Here is a 16,917-nt window from a genome sequence, read left to right as displayed (position 1 = left end):
CAAATGTTTGTAGAAGAAATTTAAATAATAAAAATGAATTAGTTTGTAGGGATAACAAAAGAGGTTAATGTTCTAAAAGTACGTTGAAGAAGTAGAACGTCTGAAATGACTACATTTGATCATAACATTCTGAAAAATTCAGGATGTTTATTGGAATGCCATACATTTTCTATAATTAACTTTAACAGAAACTTTTTATTTGATTTTCAGTGATTCCTTTAATTACTTCCAGTTCACTAATCAAAAATTCATATGCATTATCCAACATTTTTTTTTCGCTTGAATTAAGTGCTTTTTCTTTCTTCATACGCATTAAATCACGTACAACTTCAGCGCCTTCTTGTATTTCACCCGTTTTTATTTTGTTCGTGTTTACTTGATACCTCTGTTTCCAAGGCAGTAACCGATCTGATTCTCCATGCTTAAAAATGTGTATAATACGTTTTAAAGCAAGTATATCAGTAACTGGTCGTATACTTGAACTCAATATTTTACGCGTCGGAATCATAACTGTCATATTACTGATTGACATTTTTATGACATAATACTGTTGTTTTTCCTCTAAAAATTCTTTTTCTTCAATGGCTTCAATTATTCCTGCTCCGTGCATTGGATAAACAATGTTATCGCCAATTTGAAACATATCATCCACCTCCATATATGGTAACCTTTTTAAGCTTACCACATATGAAGGTATAATATCAAATATTTAATAATAACATGATAATATTTTTATTGTCAATAACTTTTTGAAAAAAATCAAATCGAGCAAAAACAACATCAAAACAATAGGGAACGTGTCGTATTCCCAATAAAGGAAATGTCAATTGGTCCGTGTATATCCTGAAACCTCGCCGATTTAACATAGATCAGTTTTTCATTGAAAATGTGTTATGAAATCTCCTTTAGGAATTCAAGACTTGGCATCAATGACATGTTTGCTGGTCTAATATGGGCACAAATTTAGTCAAGGAGTAGACCATGTGTTTACTCCTCGTCCTGAAGTTACTTCTGTATGATCTGAATAAGGTTGCCGCATGTATCGTCGAATACAGCTATTGTGACTTCTCCCATTTTTGTCGGCTCCATAGTGAACGTCACGCCTTTTTCCTTTAATCGTTTGGACTCTTTTTGAATATCTGTAACGCCAAACATTGTTGCTGGGAAGCCCTCGGCGAATATCTTCTTTTGATACTCCTTAGCGGCAGGATGTTCATTTGGTTCGAGTAAAAGCTCGGTTCCTTCTTGATCATCTTGAGAAACAAGCGTTATCCACCTGAATTTACCCATGGGAACGTCCTCCTTTTTTACAAACCCCAGTTTTTCTGTATAAAACGCCAGTGCCTTGTCTTGGTCTTGTACGAATATACTGGTAACAATGATTTTCATACTGTTTTTGCCTCCTTTGATATGTATGACGCATGGTACTGGCTGCAAGCAAACAACCCACACATTTGTCAGAAGTCCTGTTCCGAGTGTCATGAAACAAATGTATTCCTACATGAATTAGGGAAATCGTGCACTCAAAACTTAAGAGCGTATTAAAACGAAGCTTCCTAACAAAGACTTTATTTACTTTAACTTATGTTGGAGCTAAATGACAAAATTATGTTGATTTGAAATACTTTAGGGAAGAGGGTTTTATTATCGATAAAAGTCATGATAAGAAATACTCAGTGAAATTCAACATATTAGAGGGGGTATTTTTTTCTAATGATGAAACTCAACTTCTACTCATTTCATATGGTTATTTACTAATATGTAAATTTATGTATTAATAGTAAGGAGTGATAAATAGGATGCCCGTTTATAGGTACATGTATAAAAAAAGGAGTCATAATAATGTTAAAAAGATTTCTTCTGGTTTTACTTACACTGATTATGTCTATAGTTGTTATACTAGTGGCTGCTAAAAATTCCCCTGGAGATAATGTCATTTCATTTGATGAGCCTATGATCTTAATGATATCCATTGGGATCGTTGTCTTTTTATTCATCCCTCCATTAGCCATGTCCTTTTTTGGTAACATGGTTGTAAGAATAATATCTGGAGTATATCAGTGCTTTATCGTTTTCACTTTTCTGGGGATGATTCCAATTGGATTTCTTATTCCCAATGGCTTTTTGACAATTCTTGTTTCTATTGCAGGAACTTTAGTCAGTATAACAAGTGTTGTAGTAACCTTATTAATTGGTAGGAATAAAGAAGTTAAATCTTAATAATGAAAAGCTTATCGCTAATATCGAGGAAAGAGGCCTTTCATTGATCAGTGACACTCACATGATCGTGATAAAATGCTTATGCTCCTTGGAACTCATTGTCATGCAAATCACCAACAGCCTCCAATGCTTTTCTTATAGCAAAGATTCTGCTTCAAAAACCTTCATTTTCCAATCTTTTCTATGAGTTTATATCCTAATGTTACTACTAATTATTCATATTAGAATATAATAAGTTTATATCCTATATATTATATATAAAGATTGGAGTTAAAAGTGAAAAAAAGTAAGCTTATTTTAGTAAGTATTGTTTCTGTTGCACTGCTAGTTTTTTTAGCATGGTTTATTTATGCTGGCACCCACCAACCTCCTATATTGAAGGGGAATTCAAAAGATGGAAAATGGAGTGTTATCTATTCTCCTGAAAAAGACATAGATCTTGCAAGGCAAGACTTATGGGCGGTTCATATTACATGGAAAAGGGATTCTGAGTTTTCAGTAAAAGAGGTTATGTTTAAGGAAAATGGTGTTGTTGAGGCATCAGGTGACGCAACAGATGAACCAAAGAATGCGAAAGAAATAGCAGTAGCGATAATGGCAGATCCACCAAATACGACCAATAATTATCAGGTAGACGTCACTTGGGAAGAGAATGGGAAAACACAAAAAGACATTATTCAAGTAAATAAAGAAATCAAACGTTCATTTGTTATTCCTAATGTAATAAAAAGAATTTTAAGTTTAGGATAATGCTCTTGTTTAATCTTAATTTTTTACCTTAACTGATGGTTGTTCCTAAGTAAACATCAATGATACCAAGGGTTTTGACTACCTTGGTATTTTTTTTGTGCTTGTTTTGAAATTGTCTACTGCCCACTTACCTAATGTAAGTCATTTAAACGGTCAGCAGTTTCTCTTTGTTTGTTGAGGAAACAAAAACATCTATTGTCGTTGTTATAAAAGCGTCCGAGTCTTTTTCAATGTTGCATATACTTTATCTTAATTTATTGAATACATGATTTAGACGGAACCTATATAATTGATGATAGGAGAATAAAACAAATACGGTGATGTCAAAGATAAAATTGACAGGACATCATATAAGTGCTCAATTAAGTGGAAGGAATGAAGGAAGAAAAATCAAGAGCGTGATATCTAAATAGGTGAAGAGCCTAAAAAATTGTTAGAGGAAAGTACGATCAAACCGGTGAAGTTAACGTAATGAAAAAGCAAACTGTTTGGAAAAGAGGGGGACCCTAATGACAAATCGTAGAACGAATCCTAAGGTTGATGAATTTTTAAGTAAAGCTGAAAAGTGGAAGGAAGAATATGAGCGGTTGAGAAATATCGTTCTTGATTGTGAGCTGACTGAAGAATTTAAGTGGATGCATCCTTGCTATACGTTTAATAAAAAAAACATCGTTTTAATACATGGATTTAAAGAATATTGTGCGCTTCTGTTCCACAAAGGCGCCTTGTTGCAGGATGCCCATGGGATTCTCATCCAACAAACGGAGAATGTACAGGCGGCGCGCCAGATTCGGTTCACCAATGTTCAGGAAATAGCTGATATGGAACCCATCTTGAAAGCCTATATAAAGGAAGCCATTGAAGTTGAAAAAGCCGGTTTGGAAGTGAATGTTAAAAAGAATACGGAATACATCATTCCAGAAGAACTTCAAAATAAATTCGATGAATTTCCTGCTTTGAAAACGGCTTTTGAAGCATTGACCCCGGGACGGCAAAGAGCATACATTCTTTATTTTTCTCAAGCCAAACAACCCAAAACTCGAGAGTCAAGAATTGAAAAATATATGAAGAAAATTCTCGATGGAAAGGGATTAAAGGATTAGTATATTCGTGAGGAAGGCATTTTGCTAGGTGAGATTTCTATGAATCTGTCATGAAAGAAGCATTGAAGGATGAAGGCAATACCAAGAATTTTGGGTTCCTTGGTATTTCTTGTGTCACAAAAAAATACAGAGGGGCGGTTCAAAGTATGAAAGAACCGCCCCATATTTTATTTGGCATTTTCGTGAATAAAACGATGACTGATTAATGGATAGCCATTATATCAATGAGGCGCTTAATTTTTTCACTGTCTCCTGTATCAACGTACACTGTTTCTGTATTTTTTATTATATTCTCAGTCACTTCCCGCATTACGCCTTTACTTATATCATCAGAGGAATCCCAGCGTAAAGGAACATTGTATACTTTAATCGTGCCATCGCCATTACCGCTATAGGTTACCGAGCCATCCACTAAACGAGAGCCTGCTAACTGGATAACATCTTCCGGATAGCGAGCACTGGTGTCATCATTTGGATTGATTGGTTCGCCAGCCGAAATATGTCGCACATTCAATTCATCAATCTCTTGATTTGCTCCTAGCTGCAACCAAACTCTGGCATATTCGATTTTCTCAGAGGGATATTCCGCTAATACATTGTCTTTTTGGCTTTTCTCTTCATTTCTTATTTCTTCTGAAGAGGTTTCTTGTGATTCATCTGTTGAGGATTCTTTTGAAGCATTTTTATTTGAATCATTTGTAACGGATTCTTCCCATGCCGTTGTTGTTTCTGATTCATCCTTGCTTATTTGATTGTTATCTTCAGTTTCAGTTTCATTATTATTTTCTTCAGATTGTAATGAAGGATCATTATTTGATTTTTCTTCCTTACCGCCCATACATCCAACGAGCAATAAGACGAGCAGCATCAGGACAGCATTACAATAAAAAATATTTCTCAGTTTCTTCATTATTTCATTCCTCACCATCATCAACAGCCTTACATGCTCTTCTAGGATTAATCAGTTGATTTTTCAGTTTTTTATAATTTTTTTTTCGGTTTTTAGCTTCAGAAAATAAAGACGTAGCTTCAGATACCATCATTGTCCAATCCTTTCAGTTAGTTATACCTAATATTACCATGGAATAGAAATGAAAGTTCGAAAAAATTATAGGACAGGGAACGAATGCTAGATCAATCGAGTAAATCTCGACAGCTTTTTGAAATGATGACCACACGATATACGGGTGGCATTTCATTGAGTAATCCCCTATCTTATCAATTATATTGAATGCTTTTTATTTATTTCATCATTTGGTGATGTACTAGAGTGTGTTAATATGCGGTCTAATATTTGTTCTGTAAATGGCATAAAGAAATTAAGGATTATTCCTCCTAAACAAACGGTTAATAAAGTCCCGACGCCAACTGGCCCATTTAAAATCATGGCAGCTATCAAGAATAAGAGGTAAATGAATGTTCTCGAAAAAAAGATATTTGTTCTGGTTAATTCTTTTATGATGAATGTTAATCGGTCAACTGGAATCGGTGCAAAATTTGTGTGCAAATAGGTTGCAGTTCCTAATCCTATAACAACTAAGCCGATTCCAAAACAAATCACTTTGCTGTACCATAGGTCAGGTGTTAACAAATTGTGCAATAAAAAAAGCCACATATCAATGCCAATCCCCGTTATAAATGCTGTTAATATCCCCAAAACTTCCGGTCTTTGTCTATTTAAAATTGAATTATAGCATATCAATATGAACGCTATTATGATTTCCCAGCTTCCCACTGTAAGCCCCACATTTTTAGACAGTCCTACAACAACTGCATCAAAGGGTGAAGTTCCAAGGTTTGATTGGATAGTGAAAGAAATACCAAGGGTTAAAATGAAAATTCCTAATACATAAACAATATATTTCACTGTACTCGACCTCTTTTTTGTTCATTTTATTGCAAATACAACAAAGTTAATTTATATTCAATATATGGCATCTTTGTTGTATTTGCAACAAAGATATGTACTAAGGAGGTCATGATGAAGGAAATTCTTCGCGAAATCGGAATGATTGCCAGGGCATTAGATTCGATAAGCAATATAGAATTTAAAGAATATAACCTCACAAAAGGGCAGTATTTGTACCTTGTCCGAATATGTGAAAACCCAGGAATCATTCAAGAAAAGTTAGCTGAAATGATTAAAGTAGACCGAACAACCGCAGCTCGTGCCATAAAAAAGCTTGAAATGAATGGTTTTATTAAAAAGATGGATGATGAACATAACAAAAAGATAAAAAAGCTCTTTCCAACAGAAAAAGGGAAAGATGTGTTTCCCGTTATAAAAAGAGAAAATAATCATTCGAATAGTGTCGCATTAGCGGGGTTTTCTGAAAAAGAAGCAGAAACCATTTTTGACCTTCTTCAAAGAATCAGAAAAAATGTAGAAGTTGACTGGGAATATGTAAAAAAGGGGAACAAGAGAGATTATTAATTTTAAAAGGAGCATATATGAGCATGAGTATAAAACTAAAAAAGTGCAGCCATGAAGATTTAAAAATACTCCAAGAAATAAGTGTTGAAACGTTCAATGATACATTCAAAGATCAAAATTCACCAGAGAATATGAAAGCTTATTTGGAACGTGCATTTCATTCTAAACAATTGGAAAAGGAATTATCCAATACCTCTTCACAATTCTATTTTGTTTATTTGAATCATGAAGTCGCTGGATATTTAAAGATCAATACCAACGAGGCTCAGTCTGAAGAAATGGGTGATGAATCGCTAGAAATCGAGAGGATTTATATCAAGAACAAATTTCAAAAACATGGTCTTGGGAAACATCTGTTCAATAAAGCTGTGGAAATGGCGCTGGAATCTAATAAAAAGAAAATCTGGCTAGGCGTATGGGAAAAAAATGAAAATGCTATTGCTTTTTATGAAAAAATGGGGTTTGTCCAAACTGGAACCCACTCTTTTTATATGGGTGATGAAGAACAAATAGACTTTATCATGATCAAAACACTCGTATAACTTTTTATGAAAGGCGGGTTTATATGTATATTCCAAAATACTATAAGGTGACAAATGTTGATGACATTTGGGACTTTGTTCAAAACAACTCATTTGGCACAATTGTCACAACAGCACAAGGGAAACCAATTGCCACCCATTTGCCATTGCAGTTAATGAAAGAGGGAGATACTTACTATATTACGGGGCATATTGCTTATGGGAATCCTCAATGGAGAACATTTGAAACCTGTGAAGATGTGCTTGTTATGTTTCAGGGACCGCACGCTTATATCTCTTCCTCTTGGTATGAAAAGGAAAATGTCCCAACGTGGAACTATCAAGCCGTACATGTCTACGGTACAGCCATCATTTTGAACGAAGAAGAGTTAAAACATGACCTGACAATGTTGCTGCAAAAATATGAAAAACACCGTAAGAATCCAGTTTTATGGGATAAGCTTTCTCCTCAGCTCTTAGAAAGTCAACTGAAAGGTATTGTCGGATTTAAGATGAAGGTGGGAGAAATTCAGGCTTCCTATAAATTAAGTCAGAACCGAAATGAAAAGGATTATATGAATATCATTGATCAATTACGAAATGAAGGAGATTCAAATTCAAAACAAATGGTAGAACTGATGGAAAAGCGATTAAAAGATGAAATATAAGTCCACTTTTATTAGCGAACTTTGGATTAATCAATAGTAATCAAATTTTTGATTCTACAGAGCCTTCAACTTGTGTGAAAGTTCAAGGAACACTTGATGTTTTTATTCCATTAGCGGGTGCTTCTGGCGGGGCTCTTTCGGGGTTGTTGATCTTTAATACAAGTTATGCCCTGCTATCTCGGAGTGATTGATTCTAATCTATTTTTTTATGCACTTCACGTAGAGCATTTCCTATTAATATCTCATCAGGTTTAACAAGTGACAATAGTAATAGAAATAATCAGCACCTAGTTTGGGTCAAGTTCCAAACAAAAGAAGCAAAACAGCGGGTCACAAATGCTTCCCACTGTTTTGTCCGTTACTTAGCTGATGTTTTCTTTAATTGTTTTGGAAAATGTGATTGATTTATTCTCGCTAACAAATGTTGAGCCTAGAAGGAGTGCGCCACCTAGCATTTGAACAATGGTCATTTGTTCTTGCAGGATAATGGCAGAAATTAATATAGCTACAAATGGGTCTACATAGCTTAGCATAGCAATACTCTGTCCTTTTAATTTTTGCATACCCGAGAAAAATAACCAAAATCCAATCCCAGTGTTTACAATCCCTAAAATGATGATAAAAGGAACGGATGATCTAGATACTCCAAAGATACCGAATCCTTCTGTGAAAAACACATATGGCAAGAGCAGGAATGCTGTTAATCCAAGTTGGATGATTGTAATCTCCAACCTGCCCATGCGGTGTATACATTTATTTAGTAACATCAATGCAGCGTAAAATGCAGCCGCAACTAATCCAAAGAAGATCCCAAGCAGGTCATCTGTTCCAGATGCACTTATGCCATTTCCAACAATTAAAACCATGCCTATGATCGCTACACCAATACAAACCATTTTTTTGACAGATAATTGTTCCTTAAGGACAAATGGTGAGAGGATCATGACAAACACAGGTGCAAAGTAATACCCTAGTGTTGCATTAGTAAGTGTTGTATGATCGTACGATTGATAAAGAAAGATCCAATTTCCTCCTAATGCAATACCGGAAAGAAATAAGATATAAGCATTCGCTTTAACTAATTTCCATGGAATGGTTTTCTTCATCATCATGAACACGACTATTAAAAATAGACATCCAATTGAACTGCTTAGTAAAGCTGTTTCACTCGAAGACAAATCAATGTATCTTACAACTAAACCCATTGTGCCGAATATGATCATTGATAATATAAACTGAATCTTAGATTTCATTGTCTACTCCTTCGAATCTGCGAAACAGCTTATATTTCGCAGATTCTTAATCTGTTTTATATATAAGCTTATTCACTGCTGATTCAACAGCTGGAGTAAACGGCGGTGGCGGTGAAGTTGAAAATGGCTTCCAAGTGTATAGAGTTGTATTTGAGTGTAGCATGCGAATCCTCCTATTTATATTCGTATTTTTAAAAAACTGGATATGACGAAAAGATAGTTATAACTAGATTATACATGAAATTTTTTCTTGAAAGATATGAATGTTTCATATTTGATTACGGCTCATAATATAACTTCAATTGGATAATAACTCTTTCCGAAACCCCACACAAAGAGGAACCCTTGTTGCAGAACGTTTCTGCTAAAGGTCTCTTTTCCGGAGTAAGCAACTATTTCTGCATTGATTTTTCAGATATACAAAAATAAAACTTATTTACTTTTATCATATTATAATAGGCTATATCAATAGGATCGGAGTGTGATTGGATGCAAACGAAAAAAGTTTATCTTTATGTATGTAATACAATGTCAGATTGGGAATATGGATATTTGATTGCTGAACTAAACTCAGGAAGATATTTCAAAAAAGATGCAGCACCTTTAAAAGTAGTTACAGTAGGAGCTAATCAAGAAATGATTACTACGATGGGAGGTCTGAGCATAAAACCAGATATTTCTGTTGATGAGTGTACCCTTGAGAATAAAGATCTTTTCATTTTACCTGGAGGGAATACTTGGGGAGAAGATATTCATCAGCCTATCTTGAAAAAAGTTGGCGAAGCTTTAGAACTTGGCACTATTGTTGCTGCAATTTGCGGTGCAACGGAGGGCCTCGCGAATATGGGATACCTAGATTCTAGAAAGCATACAAGCAATGATGTAGCGTATCTTAAAATGGTCTGCCCTCATTATAAAGGAGAAACATTTTATGAGAGGGAGCCTGCGGTATCAGATGAGAATTTGATTACTGCATCAGGAGTAGCTCCTCTGGAATTTGCGATGGAAGTACTGAAAAAATTAGATGTATTTGCGCGAGATACATTATATTCATGGTATAACCTCAATAAGACTCATCAGCCTGAATACTTCTACCAATTAATGAATTCAATAGAGAGATGATCGAAATCATTCAACTGAGTTTTTCGATGACAAACTTATTTTAATAACAATTGATGTATTGTAATAAAAACAAGCCACTTAACCCGAAAACATTTAGGTTTCTCCACCTCCATTGTTATGTGGCATACATGCCCATAACACCACTACTACGGAGTGTAAAAAAAATAAGCATTGATTTAGGGGGCTAGTAGGTGAATAATCCATGAAGGTTCAAGTCCCTCGGCCGAAACAAAGATACCAAGGGTTGTAGACCCCTGGTATCTTTTAATGTTCTCTTAGATTTTGAGTTTTTTTCCTTTTTGTTCCACTTGTTACAACATTCAGTTAAAGTAAAACGGGATAAACAAAGGTTTTCCCCGTTTTTGCATAGTCTATCTTACTTTGCGAATCGCCGAGCAGCTGCCACGCACAATATAACGGCGATATTCACGGCTACGAGTGCCCAGCCCACTTTCTCGTGCAGAATCACTGAGGCAAGCAGCAGTCCAAAGAAGGGCTGGAGGAGCTGCAGCTGTCCAACCGCCGCAATACCGCCTTGGGCGAGACCCCGATACCAGAACACGAAGCCAATCAGCATACTGAATAAAGATACATACGCAAGACTGAGCAGTGCAGGAACGCCGACGCCCGACCATGAGTCCGGCGTAAAATAGAATGACAATGGCAGCATAAGAGGAAGCGACAGAACGAGAGCCCAAGAGATCACCTGCCAGTTTCCCAGCCGCCGTGAGAGCCGGGCCCCTTCTGCATAACCGAGTCCGCATACGACGATAGAAGCCAGCATGTACGCGTCGCCGATCGGGGAGGATACTCCGCCTTGGATGAGGGCGAATCCTGCTACTAGTAAGCTGCCTGCAGCTGAGAAAATCCAGAAGGCTGGCCGAGGGCGTTCCCCTCCGCGAAGTACGCCGAAGATCGCCGTCGCGAGCGGAAGTAGTCCAATGAAAACAATGGCATGGGCGGATGTGACATACTGAAGCGCCAAGGCTGTCAGCAACGGGAAACCGGCCACCACGCCGAACGCTACCACCAATAGCGCAGTTATGTCACCTTTGGCAGGTCGCTGCTGCCGGAAGATGAAAAGGAGCGCTCCAGCCAGTACACCAGCTATCGCAGCGCGGCATACGGTGAGGAACAACGGATCGAAGTCCGCCGCAGCCAAGCGGGTCGCAGGCAGCGAGCCGCTGAAAATGAGCACCCCGATAAAACCATTCATCCAGCCATTTGTTGCTTTGTTCATTTACAATCACTCCATAAAATGTTCTTCTCACAAGATCATTTCTTCTCTGTCAAAACCTGTATTTAAGGATTACAATGACTATAAACTGTAATTGACCTTTTAAAAACAGCCAGTTTTCATAAAAAAATGCATACCAGTTAGGGGAAACGAGCAAATGGATATCACACCTTTTTTAAATAGAAATCTGGATATTCCGCTTTATCAGCAGCTTTATCAGTATTTCAAAGAAAACATGCATCAAGGGCGTATTCAAAAAGGAATGAAACTGCCATCAAAGAGGCTCCTTGCGAGTCAGCTTTCCATCAGTCAAACGACTGTTGAGCGTGCCTATGAACAGCTTGCTGCTGAAGGCTATATTGTGAGCAAGCCAAGAAGCGGATGGTTTGCTGATTATAATGATGCTGATTTTGTCCATAGTAAAATGCTTAGCACATCACCAGCGAGACAAAATGCGCAGAAAAATGAACAATGGATTGATTTTCACTATGGAAATGTAGATTCTTCTCACTTCCCTTTTTCCGCTTGGCGAAAAAGTATGGTCAATAGTTTAGACCAATACGGCCAAGAGCTTTATCGGCCGGGAAATGCTTTAGGGGAGCTTGAGCTGAGAACACTTATTGCAGAGTACCTGTATCAATCACGCGGAGTTCATTGTGTCCCTGAACAAGTGATCATAGGGGCCGGGAACCCTTTTCTTCTGCAAATCTTGTGCCAGGTTTTTGAACCGAATATTTTCATAGGATATGAGGATCCGGGTTATCCAAGAGCTCGGAAGATTTTTGAAGGCAATCGTATGAAGATCGTTCCAATACCGGTCGGCGATGAAGGAATTTGTATACAGAAGATCAAAGAACACCAGCCAACCCTTGTTTATGTCACGCCTTCTCACCAATTTACGCTGGGGACAATCATGACAATTAACAGAAGAATGCAGCTGCTCAAATGGGCGGCAGACAATCAATCATTCATCATAGAGGACGATTATGACGGAGAATTTAGATACACAGGACAGCCGGTCCCCTCCTTGCAAGGGCTTGACCAGCATAACCGTGTCATTTATATGGGCACCTTTTCTAAATCTCTTCTTCCTTCGCTGCGTATCAGTTATATGATTCTCCCTTCGCCTCTTTTGGAAAAAGGCCATGACATCACTTCTTTATATAAGCAAACAGTGTCTTGCCACAGTCAGCTGACGCTGGCTCAATTTATAAAAAATGGAGAGTGGCAAAAACACATCAACAGAATGAGAAAGCTATACCGAAAGAAAAGGGCTATTTTATTAGAGACTGTGCAAAGAGAATTAGGAAAACACGTCAGGATTCGCGGGGAAAATTCTGGACTTCGTATCTTACTAGACGTTTTCTTGCCCTTCAGTGAAAAAGAATTAATTGAGAAGGCAAAGGAATATGGAGTGAGAATTTATCCTGTTTCACTTTCTTATCAAAAACATCCTCCTACAAAAACGGTTTCACTTGGATTTGCAGGGGTTTCAGAAGTCAACATACGAGAAGGCATAAAAAAGCTGAAAGCTGCTTGGGAGATATAAGGGAGCTTTCAGGTTTGCCATTTGAAATTCCTTCAGGTTGAATAAAAGAACGAGTGACGGCGATGAACAATGTTGGCGGAAAAATCATACGAAAACGGCTTTTGTATTTTGCCTTTCATCAAAAAAAATTGATTCATTTTATTGAATTTCATGAAAATTTATGATTATAATCAATATATCAAAAAAAATTGATTTAAGAGGTGATATGATGAATGATACGAAATTAGAACTGCTTCAGAATTATGAGAAAAAAATTTAAAGCTCTAGCAGATCAAAAACGGTTAGAGATCATGTATGAACTTTGTCAAAGAGGAAAAACCTGTGTTTGTGATTTGACTGAGATCTTTGATATGACTCAATCAAAGCTTTCTTATCATCTTAAAATATTGCTGGACGCGAACTTAATTACTAAAGAAGTTAAGGGAACATGGAGCTATTATGATGTAAATAATCCTGTGTTCAATCAATTACTGTCAGAAGAGGTTTGTTGTGTATTTAGAAAGAGCAGGGAGGGATGATGCGGTTACATTTTAACCATTAAATCAATATTTCTTGATGAATATCAATAAAGGGGGAATTATTATGATGTATGTTCATGTAGGAGTGAATGTAACCAATTTAGGGGAATCGATCACATTCTATGAAAAAGTTTTTGGAGTGAAACCTGTAAACGTAAAAACAGACTATGCAAAGTTTCTGTTAGATAAACCGGGATTGAATTTTACGTTGAATGTTCGTGATCAGGTACAAGGGAACCAAGTGAATCATTTTGGATTCCAAGTCGATAGTGTAGATGAAGTGTTGAGACATAAGGAGCGGCTTGAAAAAGAAGGCTTTTTTGCACGTAAGGAAATGAATACAACATGCTGTTATGCAGTCCAAGATAAATTCTGGGTTACAGATCCCGACGGAAATGAATGGGAGTTTTTCTATACCAAGCCGAATAATGATGACCAAAAACAAAATTCTCCTTCTTGTTGTGTAACACCTGAGTAAAAGCGTTATTCATTTAGATGAAGGTCAAAATTTCCGCCGGCTAGGCAAAACCGATGAGTGGCTAAACATAAACGTTAAGCTCGCTTAGCTGAGCATAGTAAAAGGGAGCAGCACTTGTTGCTCTTTTTTACCTTTCTTTTTTTCATCATTTTTATATCCTCAGCTTCACCTAGGGGCGGTTCGACTTGAGGCAAATGAAGCGACCAACAATGAAGAAGTCTATAAAACAACGATTCGCAGAAATATTAGGATATTTTCTCCCTTTTTTGTGGCTTTTTTGATCGTTTACCGTTTTTTCAGAATTTCTTTTCGACTTATACTTTGCATCCCAAGGGAAGAAGTCGGCCGGGTTATGAACATGTAGAAGCAAGTTCTGGAACTTATTAGAGGAATTCATTTATTGGTTTACTATTGGGAAATATACATATACCTTCTGAATATGGTCTTTAGTACAAATAACTCTATTATGGTATATTTAAATAAGATTAAATATTCGAAACGAGGAATGATATGAATACGAACAAAAAACAAAAGCATATTAAAATAAAAAGGATACTGCAAGTCATAATGGTTATTATTGGAGGAATTATAGCGGCATATGGACTGGAAACCGTATTGATTCCAAACAGTGTGTCTGATGGAGGGGTGACAGGCCTTAGTATCGTTGGTTCACAGCTGTTTGATTTGCCATTAGGGGTCCTTATTGCAGCTTTAAATATCCCGTTTGTCTGGTTAGGATATAAGCAAATCGGGAAAGACTTTGCATTATTATCCATTATCGGAATCGTATCACTTGCCGCTGGTACAATGTTTTTCCACCACACTCCAGCCATCATAGAGGGGGATACCTTGTTAATAACCGTTGTTGGCGGGATTATCCTTGGATTGGGAATGGGGTTGGCCTTACGTAATGGCGGCGCATTGGATGGAATTGATATGCTCGCTGTGCTGCTATCTCGAAAATTGCCATTTGGAACGAGCGATCTCATTTTATTCTTAAACCTTTTTGTGTTTATTTTTGTATCCATTGTATTTGGCTTTCAAGGGGCATTACTGTCAGTCATTGCTTACTATATTGCGTCTAAAGTCATACATATCGTTGAGGAAGGCTTAAGTGGTTCTAAAACCTTTCAAATTATTTCAACCCAGCCTGAATTAATGGTAGAGACAATACGTGATCAGTTAGGTCGAAGTGCTACTTATAAAGAAGCTTATGGCGGTTTTTCCCACGAGAAATTTAAAGAAATCACATGTGTCATCAACCGCCTGGAAGAAACAAAACTAAAGGAAATTATTAATGAAATTGATAAAAATGCCTTTGTTACCGTATATGACGTAGCTGAAGTGAAGGGCAGTAATTTTAGAAGACATACGAGTCATTAGAGAAAAACACAACGTCTAACCCAAAAGCGAGATACCGCTTTTAAAGTAAGTCTCAGAAATTTTATATTAAATTGTTTTTGTCATTCGGTCAGAAAATCTGTACTGGAATTCCATTGCCTCCTGTCTCGTATAATGAGAATAGGAGGCTTTTTTGTATCAGGTTATGCTTAAACGAGGGGATTTATCTGAATATTGAACTGCAAGAAATAGATATGTCACACGCGGATTCTGGTCCTTATGGGATAGCGGTCTCTCGTGAAGGAAATGTATGGTTTACTCAACATAAAGCAAATAAAATCAGTTGTCTTCATCAAGATGGAACAATCAAAGAATGTATTGTTCCAACTCCTGATGCACGAGTGCTGTGTTTGACCATATCTTCAATAGGTGATATTTGGTTTACTGAAATGAATGGAAATCGCATAGGGAGATTGACAGCAGAAGGGGTGATTCATGAATACGAACTGCCGAATGAAGAATCCTATCCTTCTTTTATTACGTTGGGGCCCGATGACTCACTTTGGTTCACTGAAAACCAAAACAATGCGATCGGCAAGATAACCGGCTCAGGAGAAATAACGGAATACCCAATCCCTACATCGGGAGCAGCACCAGTCGGTCTTGCAAACGGAAATGATGGTGACCTTTGGTTTACAGAAATAATGGGAAATAAAATAGGAAGGATCACGATGTCCGGCGAAATAAAGGAATATGATATTCCTACACCAAATGCCCGGCCTCATGCTATTGCTGCGGGAGTCGAATCGGATTTATGGTTCACTGAATGGGGAGCAAATAAAATAGGAAGGTTCACGAAAGAGAGAACCTTTGAAGAATATACAATCCAAACCCCTAATGGCGAACCTCACGGAATTGGCTGTGACAAAGAAGGCTGCGTATGGTTCGCATTAGAGTGTAATAAAATCGGAAATTTACGCTTTCTGAAATAAACATTGAGGTTTAGTCTAAGAACATGCATGATCTAAAAAGCATACCAAGAACATTGTATGCTTTTTCATCTCCCTGAAATAATGGTACATTAACTGAAACTGAGGTTTCATCAACATAGATTTTCAAAAAATTAAGTACTTATAGCTCTTTTACCATGACCTTCTCGCCGTTATAATCGAGCTCGCCATTAAATGTAAAACCGAATTTTTGATACAGGCGCAAAGCATGTATATTGTTCTCAAAAATGCTTAAATAAATTCTGTTACATGTATATAGCTCAGCAAGGTGATGAATAAGAGCTTCAAGCATCATGCTCCCTAACCCTTGACCTTGAAAACACTCGTCAATGAAAAATCGGTCAAGCCACACTCTGCCGCTTTTATTTTCTTCATCAAACTCAGGAAACCATCCATACATAGCAAAACCGACTAACTCCCCTTCGTAATAAAGTCCAGCAGGTTTATAATACTGACATTCTGATGCATCCTCTAGACATTGCTTGGTTGATTCTATATATGATATTTGGCTCTTGTGAACATGAAGAGACAGAATAGATTCACGATTCTCTTCAGTTACCGCCTTTATCTCAATATTCATCTTCATTCTCCTTTTATCTGTTTATCTGAAAAGGACAGAAGCTTTTCAGATCAATTGTTACGCTTTCATCGACATCATGTAGTCTTATAAAAAACAATAGTTCTGTAGTGAATCCCCTTACTTTACAATTTTT

General features: G+C 37.0%; 19 protein-coding genes and 2 pseudogenes. 13 read left to right on the top strand and 8 right to left on the bottom strand.

Going from position 1 to position 16,917, the window contains the following annotated elements:
- Positions 1-181 precede the first annotated feature (181 nt).
- Positions 182-643, bottom strand: a complete 462-nt coding sequence (locus V6D42_RS16720) for a CarD family transcriptional regulator (RefSeq protein WP_326139668.1) — start codon at positions 641-643, stop codon at positions 182-184.
- Between the two features lie 362 nt (positions 644-1,005).
- On the bottom strand, positions 1,006-1,389 hold the full coding sequence (locus tag V6D42_RS16715) for a VOC family protein (protein WP_193660144.1): 384 nt from the start codon (positions 1,387-1,389) through the stop codon (positions 1,006-1,008).
- Positions 1,390-1,842: 453 nt separating this feature from the next.
- Here V6D42_RS16715 and V6D42_RS16710 point away from each other — a divergent pair, with 453 nt between their 5' ends.
- The 3 genes from V6D42_RS16710 (at position 1,843) to V6D42_RS16700 (ending at position 4,073) form a co-directional block, all read left to right on the top strand.
- Positions 1,843-2,220 carry a hypothetical protein gene (locus V6D42_RS16710; RefSeq protein WP_333513990.1) on the top strand — a complete coding sequence of 126 codons (378 nt, stop codon included), beginning with the start codon at positions 1,843-1,845 and terminating at the stop codon, positions 2,218-2,220.
- A 276-nt stretch (positions 2,221-2,496) separates the two neighbouring features.
- Positions 2,497-2,970, top strand: a complete 474-nt coding sequence (locus tag V6D42_RS16705; RefSeq protein ID WP_333513989.1) for a hypothetical protein — start codon at positions 2,497-2,499, stop codon at positions 2,968-2,970.
- 509 nt (positions 2,971-3,479) lie between these two features.
- Positions 3,480-4,073, top strand: coding sequence for a YdeI/OmpD-associated family protein (locus tag V6D42_RS16700; protein WP_333513988.1), 594 nt, complete (start codon positions 3,480-3,482; stop codon positions 4,071-4,073).
- Positions 4,074-4,275: 202 nt separating this feature from the next.
- On the opposite strand, the gene V6D42_RS16695 is transcribed toward V6D42_RS16700, so the two are convergent.
- The 3 genes from V6D42_RS16695 to V6D42_RS16685 form a co-directional block, all read right to left on the bottom strand.
- A complete protein-coding gene (locus V6D42_RS16695; RefSeq protein WP_333513987.1) occupies positions 4,276-4,983 on the bottom strand; it encodes a hypothetical protein in 708 nt (235 codons plus the stop codon).
- Between the two features lie 4 nt (positions 4,984-4,987).
- Positions 4,988-5,113 (bottom strand): hypothetical protein, encoded by a 126-nt coding sequence (locus tag V6D42_RS16690; protein ID WP_333513986.1) that lies wholly within the window; start codon positions 5,111-5,113, stop codon positions 4,988-4,990.
- A gap of 182 nt (positions 5,114-5,295) precedes the next feature.
- Complete coding sequence (locus V6D42_RS16685; RefSeq protein ID WP_333513985.1) at positions 5,296-5,940, bottom strand: YczE/YyaS/YitT family protein; 645 nt, start codon at positions 5,938-5,940, stop codon at positions 5,296-5,298.
- Between the two features lie 114 nt (positions 5,941-6,054).
- Between V6D42_RS16685 and V6D42_RS16680 the strand changes: the two genes are divergently transcribed.
- From V6D42_RS16680 to V6D42_RS16665, 4 genes and pseudogenes are all read left to right on the top strand, one after another.
- Positions 6,055-6,507: a MarR family winged helix-turn-helix transcriptional regulator gene (locus tag V6D42_RS16680; protein ID WP_333513984.1), complete on the top strand. Its 453-nt coding sequence runs from the start codon at positions 6,055-6,057 to the stop codon at positions 6,505-6,507.
- A 23-nt stretch (positions 6,508-6,530) separates the two neighbouring features.
- Positions 6,531-7,049, top strand: a complete 519-nt coding sequence (locus tag V6D42_RS16675; RefSeq protein WP_333513983.1) for a GNAT family N-acetyltransferase — start codon at positions 6,531-6,533, stop codon at positions 7,047-7,049.
- A gap of 23 nt (positions 7,050-7,072) precedes the next feature.
- Positions 7,073-7,696, top strand: a complete 624-nt coding sequence (locus tag V6D42_RS16670) for an FMN-binding negative transcriptional regulator (RefSeq protein ID WP_333513982.1) — start codon at positions 7,073-7,075, stop codon at positions 7,694-7,696.
- Between the two features lie 17 nt (positions 7,697-7,713).
- Positions 7,714-7,887, top strand: a pseudogene (locus V6D42_RS16665) (MFS transporter); the annotation flags it as partial.
- Between the two features lie 171 nt (positions 7,888-8,058).
- Here V6D42_RS16665 and V6D42_RS16660 read toward each other — a convergent pair.
- Entirely contained in the window at positions 8,059-8,949 is an 891-nt protein-coding gene (locus V6D42_RS16660) for a DMT family transporter (RefSeq protein WP_333513981.1), read from the bottom strand.
- 489 nt (positions 8,950-9,438) lie between these two features.
- Here V6D42_RS16660 and V6D42_RS16655 point away from each other — a divergent pair, with 489 nt between their 5' ends.
- A complete protein-coding gene (locus V6D42_RS16655) occupies positions 9,439-10,071 on the top strand; it encodes a type 1 glutamine amidotransferase family protein (RefSeq protein WP_333513980.1) in 633 nt (210 codons plus the stop codon).
- A 376-nt stretch (positions 10,072-10,447) separates the two neighbouring features.
- Here the strand turns inward: V6D42_RS16655 and V6D42_RS16650 are convergent, their stop codons facing one another.
- Positions 10,448-11,311 carry a DMT family transporter gene (locus V6D42_RS16650; protein WP_333513979.1) on the bottom strand — a complete coding sequence of 288 codons (864 nt, stop codon included), beginning with the start codon at positions 11,309-11,311 and terminating at the stop codon, positions 10,448-10,450.
- A gap of 154 nt (positions 11,312-11,465) precedes the next feature.
- Here V6D42_RS16650 and pdxR point away from each other — a divergent pair, with 154 nt between their 5' ends.
- The 5 genes and pseudogenes from pdxR (at position 11,466) to V6D42_RS16625 (ending at position 16,186) form a co-directional block, all read left to right on the top strand.
- Positions 11,466-12,857 carry a MocR-like pyridoxine biosynthesis transcription factor PdxR gene (pdxR, locus tag V6D42_RS16645; RefSeq protein ID WP_333513978.1) on the top strand — a complete coding sequence of 464 codons (1,392 nt, stop codon included), beginning with the start codon at positions 11,466-11,468 and terminating at the stop codon, positions 12,855-12,857.
- 208 nt (positions 12,858-13,065) lie between these two features.
- Positions 13,066-13,375: pseudogene (locus tag V6D42_RS16640) on the top strand (ArsR/SmtB family transcription factor).
- Positions 13,376-13,439: 64 nt separating this feature from the next.
- Entirely contained in the window at positions 13,440-13,853 is a 414-nt protein-coding gene (locus V6D42_RS16635) for an ArsI/CadI family heavy metal resistance metalloenzyme (protein ID WP_333513977.1), read from the top strand.
- Positions 13,854-14,363: 510 nt separating this feature from the next.
- On the top strand, positions 14,364-15,236 hold the full coding sequence (locus V6D42_RS16630) for a YitT family protein (protein ID WP_333513976.1): 873 nt from the start codon (positions 14,364-14,366) through the stop codon (positions 15,234-15,236).
- Between the two features lie 185 nt (positions 15,237-15,421).
- The gene (locus tag V6D42_RS16625) at positions 15,422-16,186 is read left to right on the top strand and encodes a Vgb family protein (protein ID WP_333514092.1); all 765 of its coding nucleotides are present in this window, start codon (positions 15,422-15,424) and stop codon (positions 16,184-16,186) included.
- Positions 16,187-16,325: 139 nt separating this feature from the next.
- On the opposite strand, the gene V6D42_RS16620 is transcribed toward V6D42_RS16625, so the two are convergent.
- Positions 16,326-16,784, bottom strand: coding sequence for a GNAT family N-acetyltransferase (locus V6D42_RS16620; protein ID WP_333513975.1), 459 nt, complete (start codon positions 16,782-16,784; stop codon positions 16,326-16,328).
- Positions 16,785-16,917: the final 133 nt, after the last annotated feature.

Source organism: Bacillus sp. 0909A (assembly GCF_036765115.1).
Lineage (GTDB): Bacteria > Bacillota > Bacilli > Bacillales > Bacillaceae > Bacillus > Bacillus mojavensis.
This window is presented reverse-complemented; position numbering and strand designations above follow the sequence as displayed.

Coding starts and splice junctions, on each gene's coding strand:
- V6D42_RS16635 (WP_333513977.1), top strand. CDS start 13,440: ATGATGTATGTTCATGTAGGAGTGAATGTAACCAATTTAGGGGAATCG.
- V6D42_RS16715 (WP_193660144.1), bottom strand. CDS start 1,389: ATGAAAATCATTGTTACCAGTATATTCGTACAAGACCAAGACAAGGCA.
- pdxR (WP_333513978.1), top strand. CDS start 11,466: ATGGATATCACACCTTTTTTAAATAGAAATCTGGATATTCCGCTTTAT.
- V6D42_RS16700 (WP_333513988.1), top strand. CDS start 3,480: ATGACAAATCGTAGAACGAATCCTAAGGTTGATGAATTTTTAAGTAAA.
- V6D42_RS16690 (WP_333513986.1), bottom strand. CDS start 5,113: ATGGTATCTGAAGCTACGTCTTTATTTTCTGAAGCTAAAAACCGAAAA.
- V6D42_RS16675 (WP_333513983.1), top strand. CDS start 6,531: ATGAGTATAAAACTAAAAAAGTGCAGCCATGAAGATTTAAAAATACTC.
- V6D42_RS16710 (WP_333513990.1), top strand. CDS start 1,843: ATGTTAAAAAGATTTCTTCTGGTTTTACTTACACTGATTATGTCTATA.
- V6D42_RS16660 (WP_333513981.1), bottom strand. CDS start 8,949: ATGAAATCTAAGATTCAGTTTATATTATCAATGATCATATTCGGCACA.
- V6D42_RS16620 (WP_333513975.1), bottom strand. CDS start 16,784: ATGAATATTGAGATAAAGGCGGTAACTGAAGAGAATCGTGAATCTATT.
- V6D42_RS16655 (WP_333513980.1), top strand. CDS start 9,439: ATGCAAACGAAAAAAGTTTATCTTTATGTATGTAATACAATGTCAGAT.
- V6D42_RS16670 (WP_333513982.1), top strand. CDS start 7,073: ATGTATATTCCAAAATACTATAAGGTGACAAATGTTGATGACATTTGG.
- V6D42_RS16720 (WP_326139668.1), bottom strand. CDS start 643: ATGTTTCAAATTGGCGATAACATTGTTTATCCAATGCACGGAGCAGGA.
- V6D42_RS16650 (WP_333513979.1), bottom strand. CDS start 11,311: ATGAACAAAGCAACAAATGGCTGGATGAATGGTTTTATCGGGGTGCTC.
- V6D42_RS16695 (WP_333513987.1), bottom strand. CDS start 4,983: ATGAAGAAACTGAGAAATATTTTTTATTGTAATGCTGTCCTGATGCTG.
- V6D42_RS16630 (WP_333513976.1), top strand. CDS start 14,364: ATGAATACGAACAAAAAACAAAAGCATATTAAAATAAAAAGGATACTG.
- V6D42_RS16680 (WP_333513984.1), top strand. CDS start 6,055: ATGAAGGAAATTCTTCGCGAAATCGGAATGATTGCCAGGGCATTAGAT.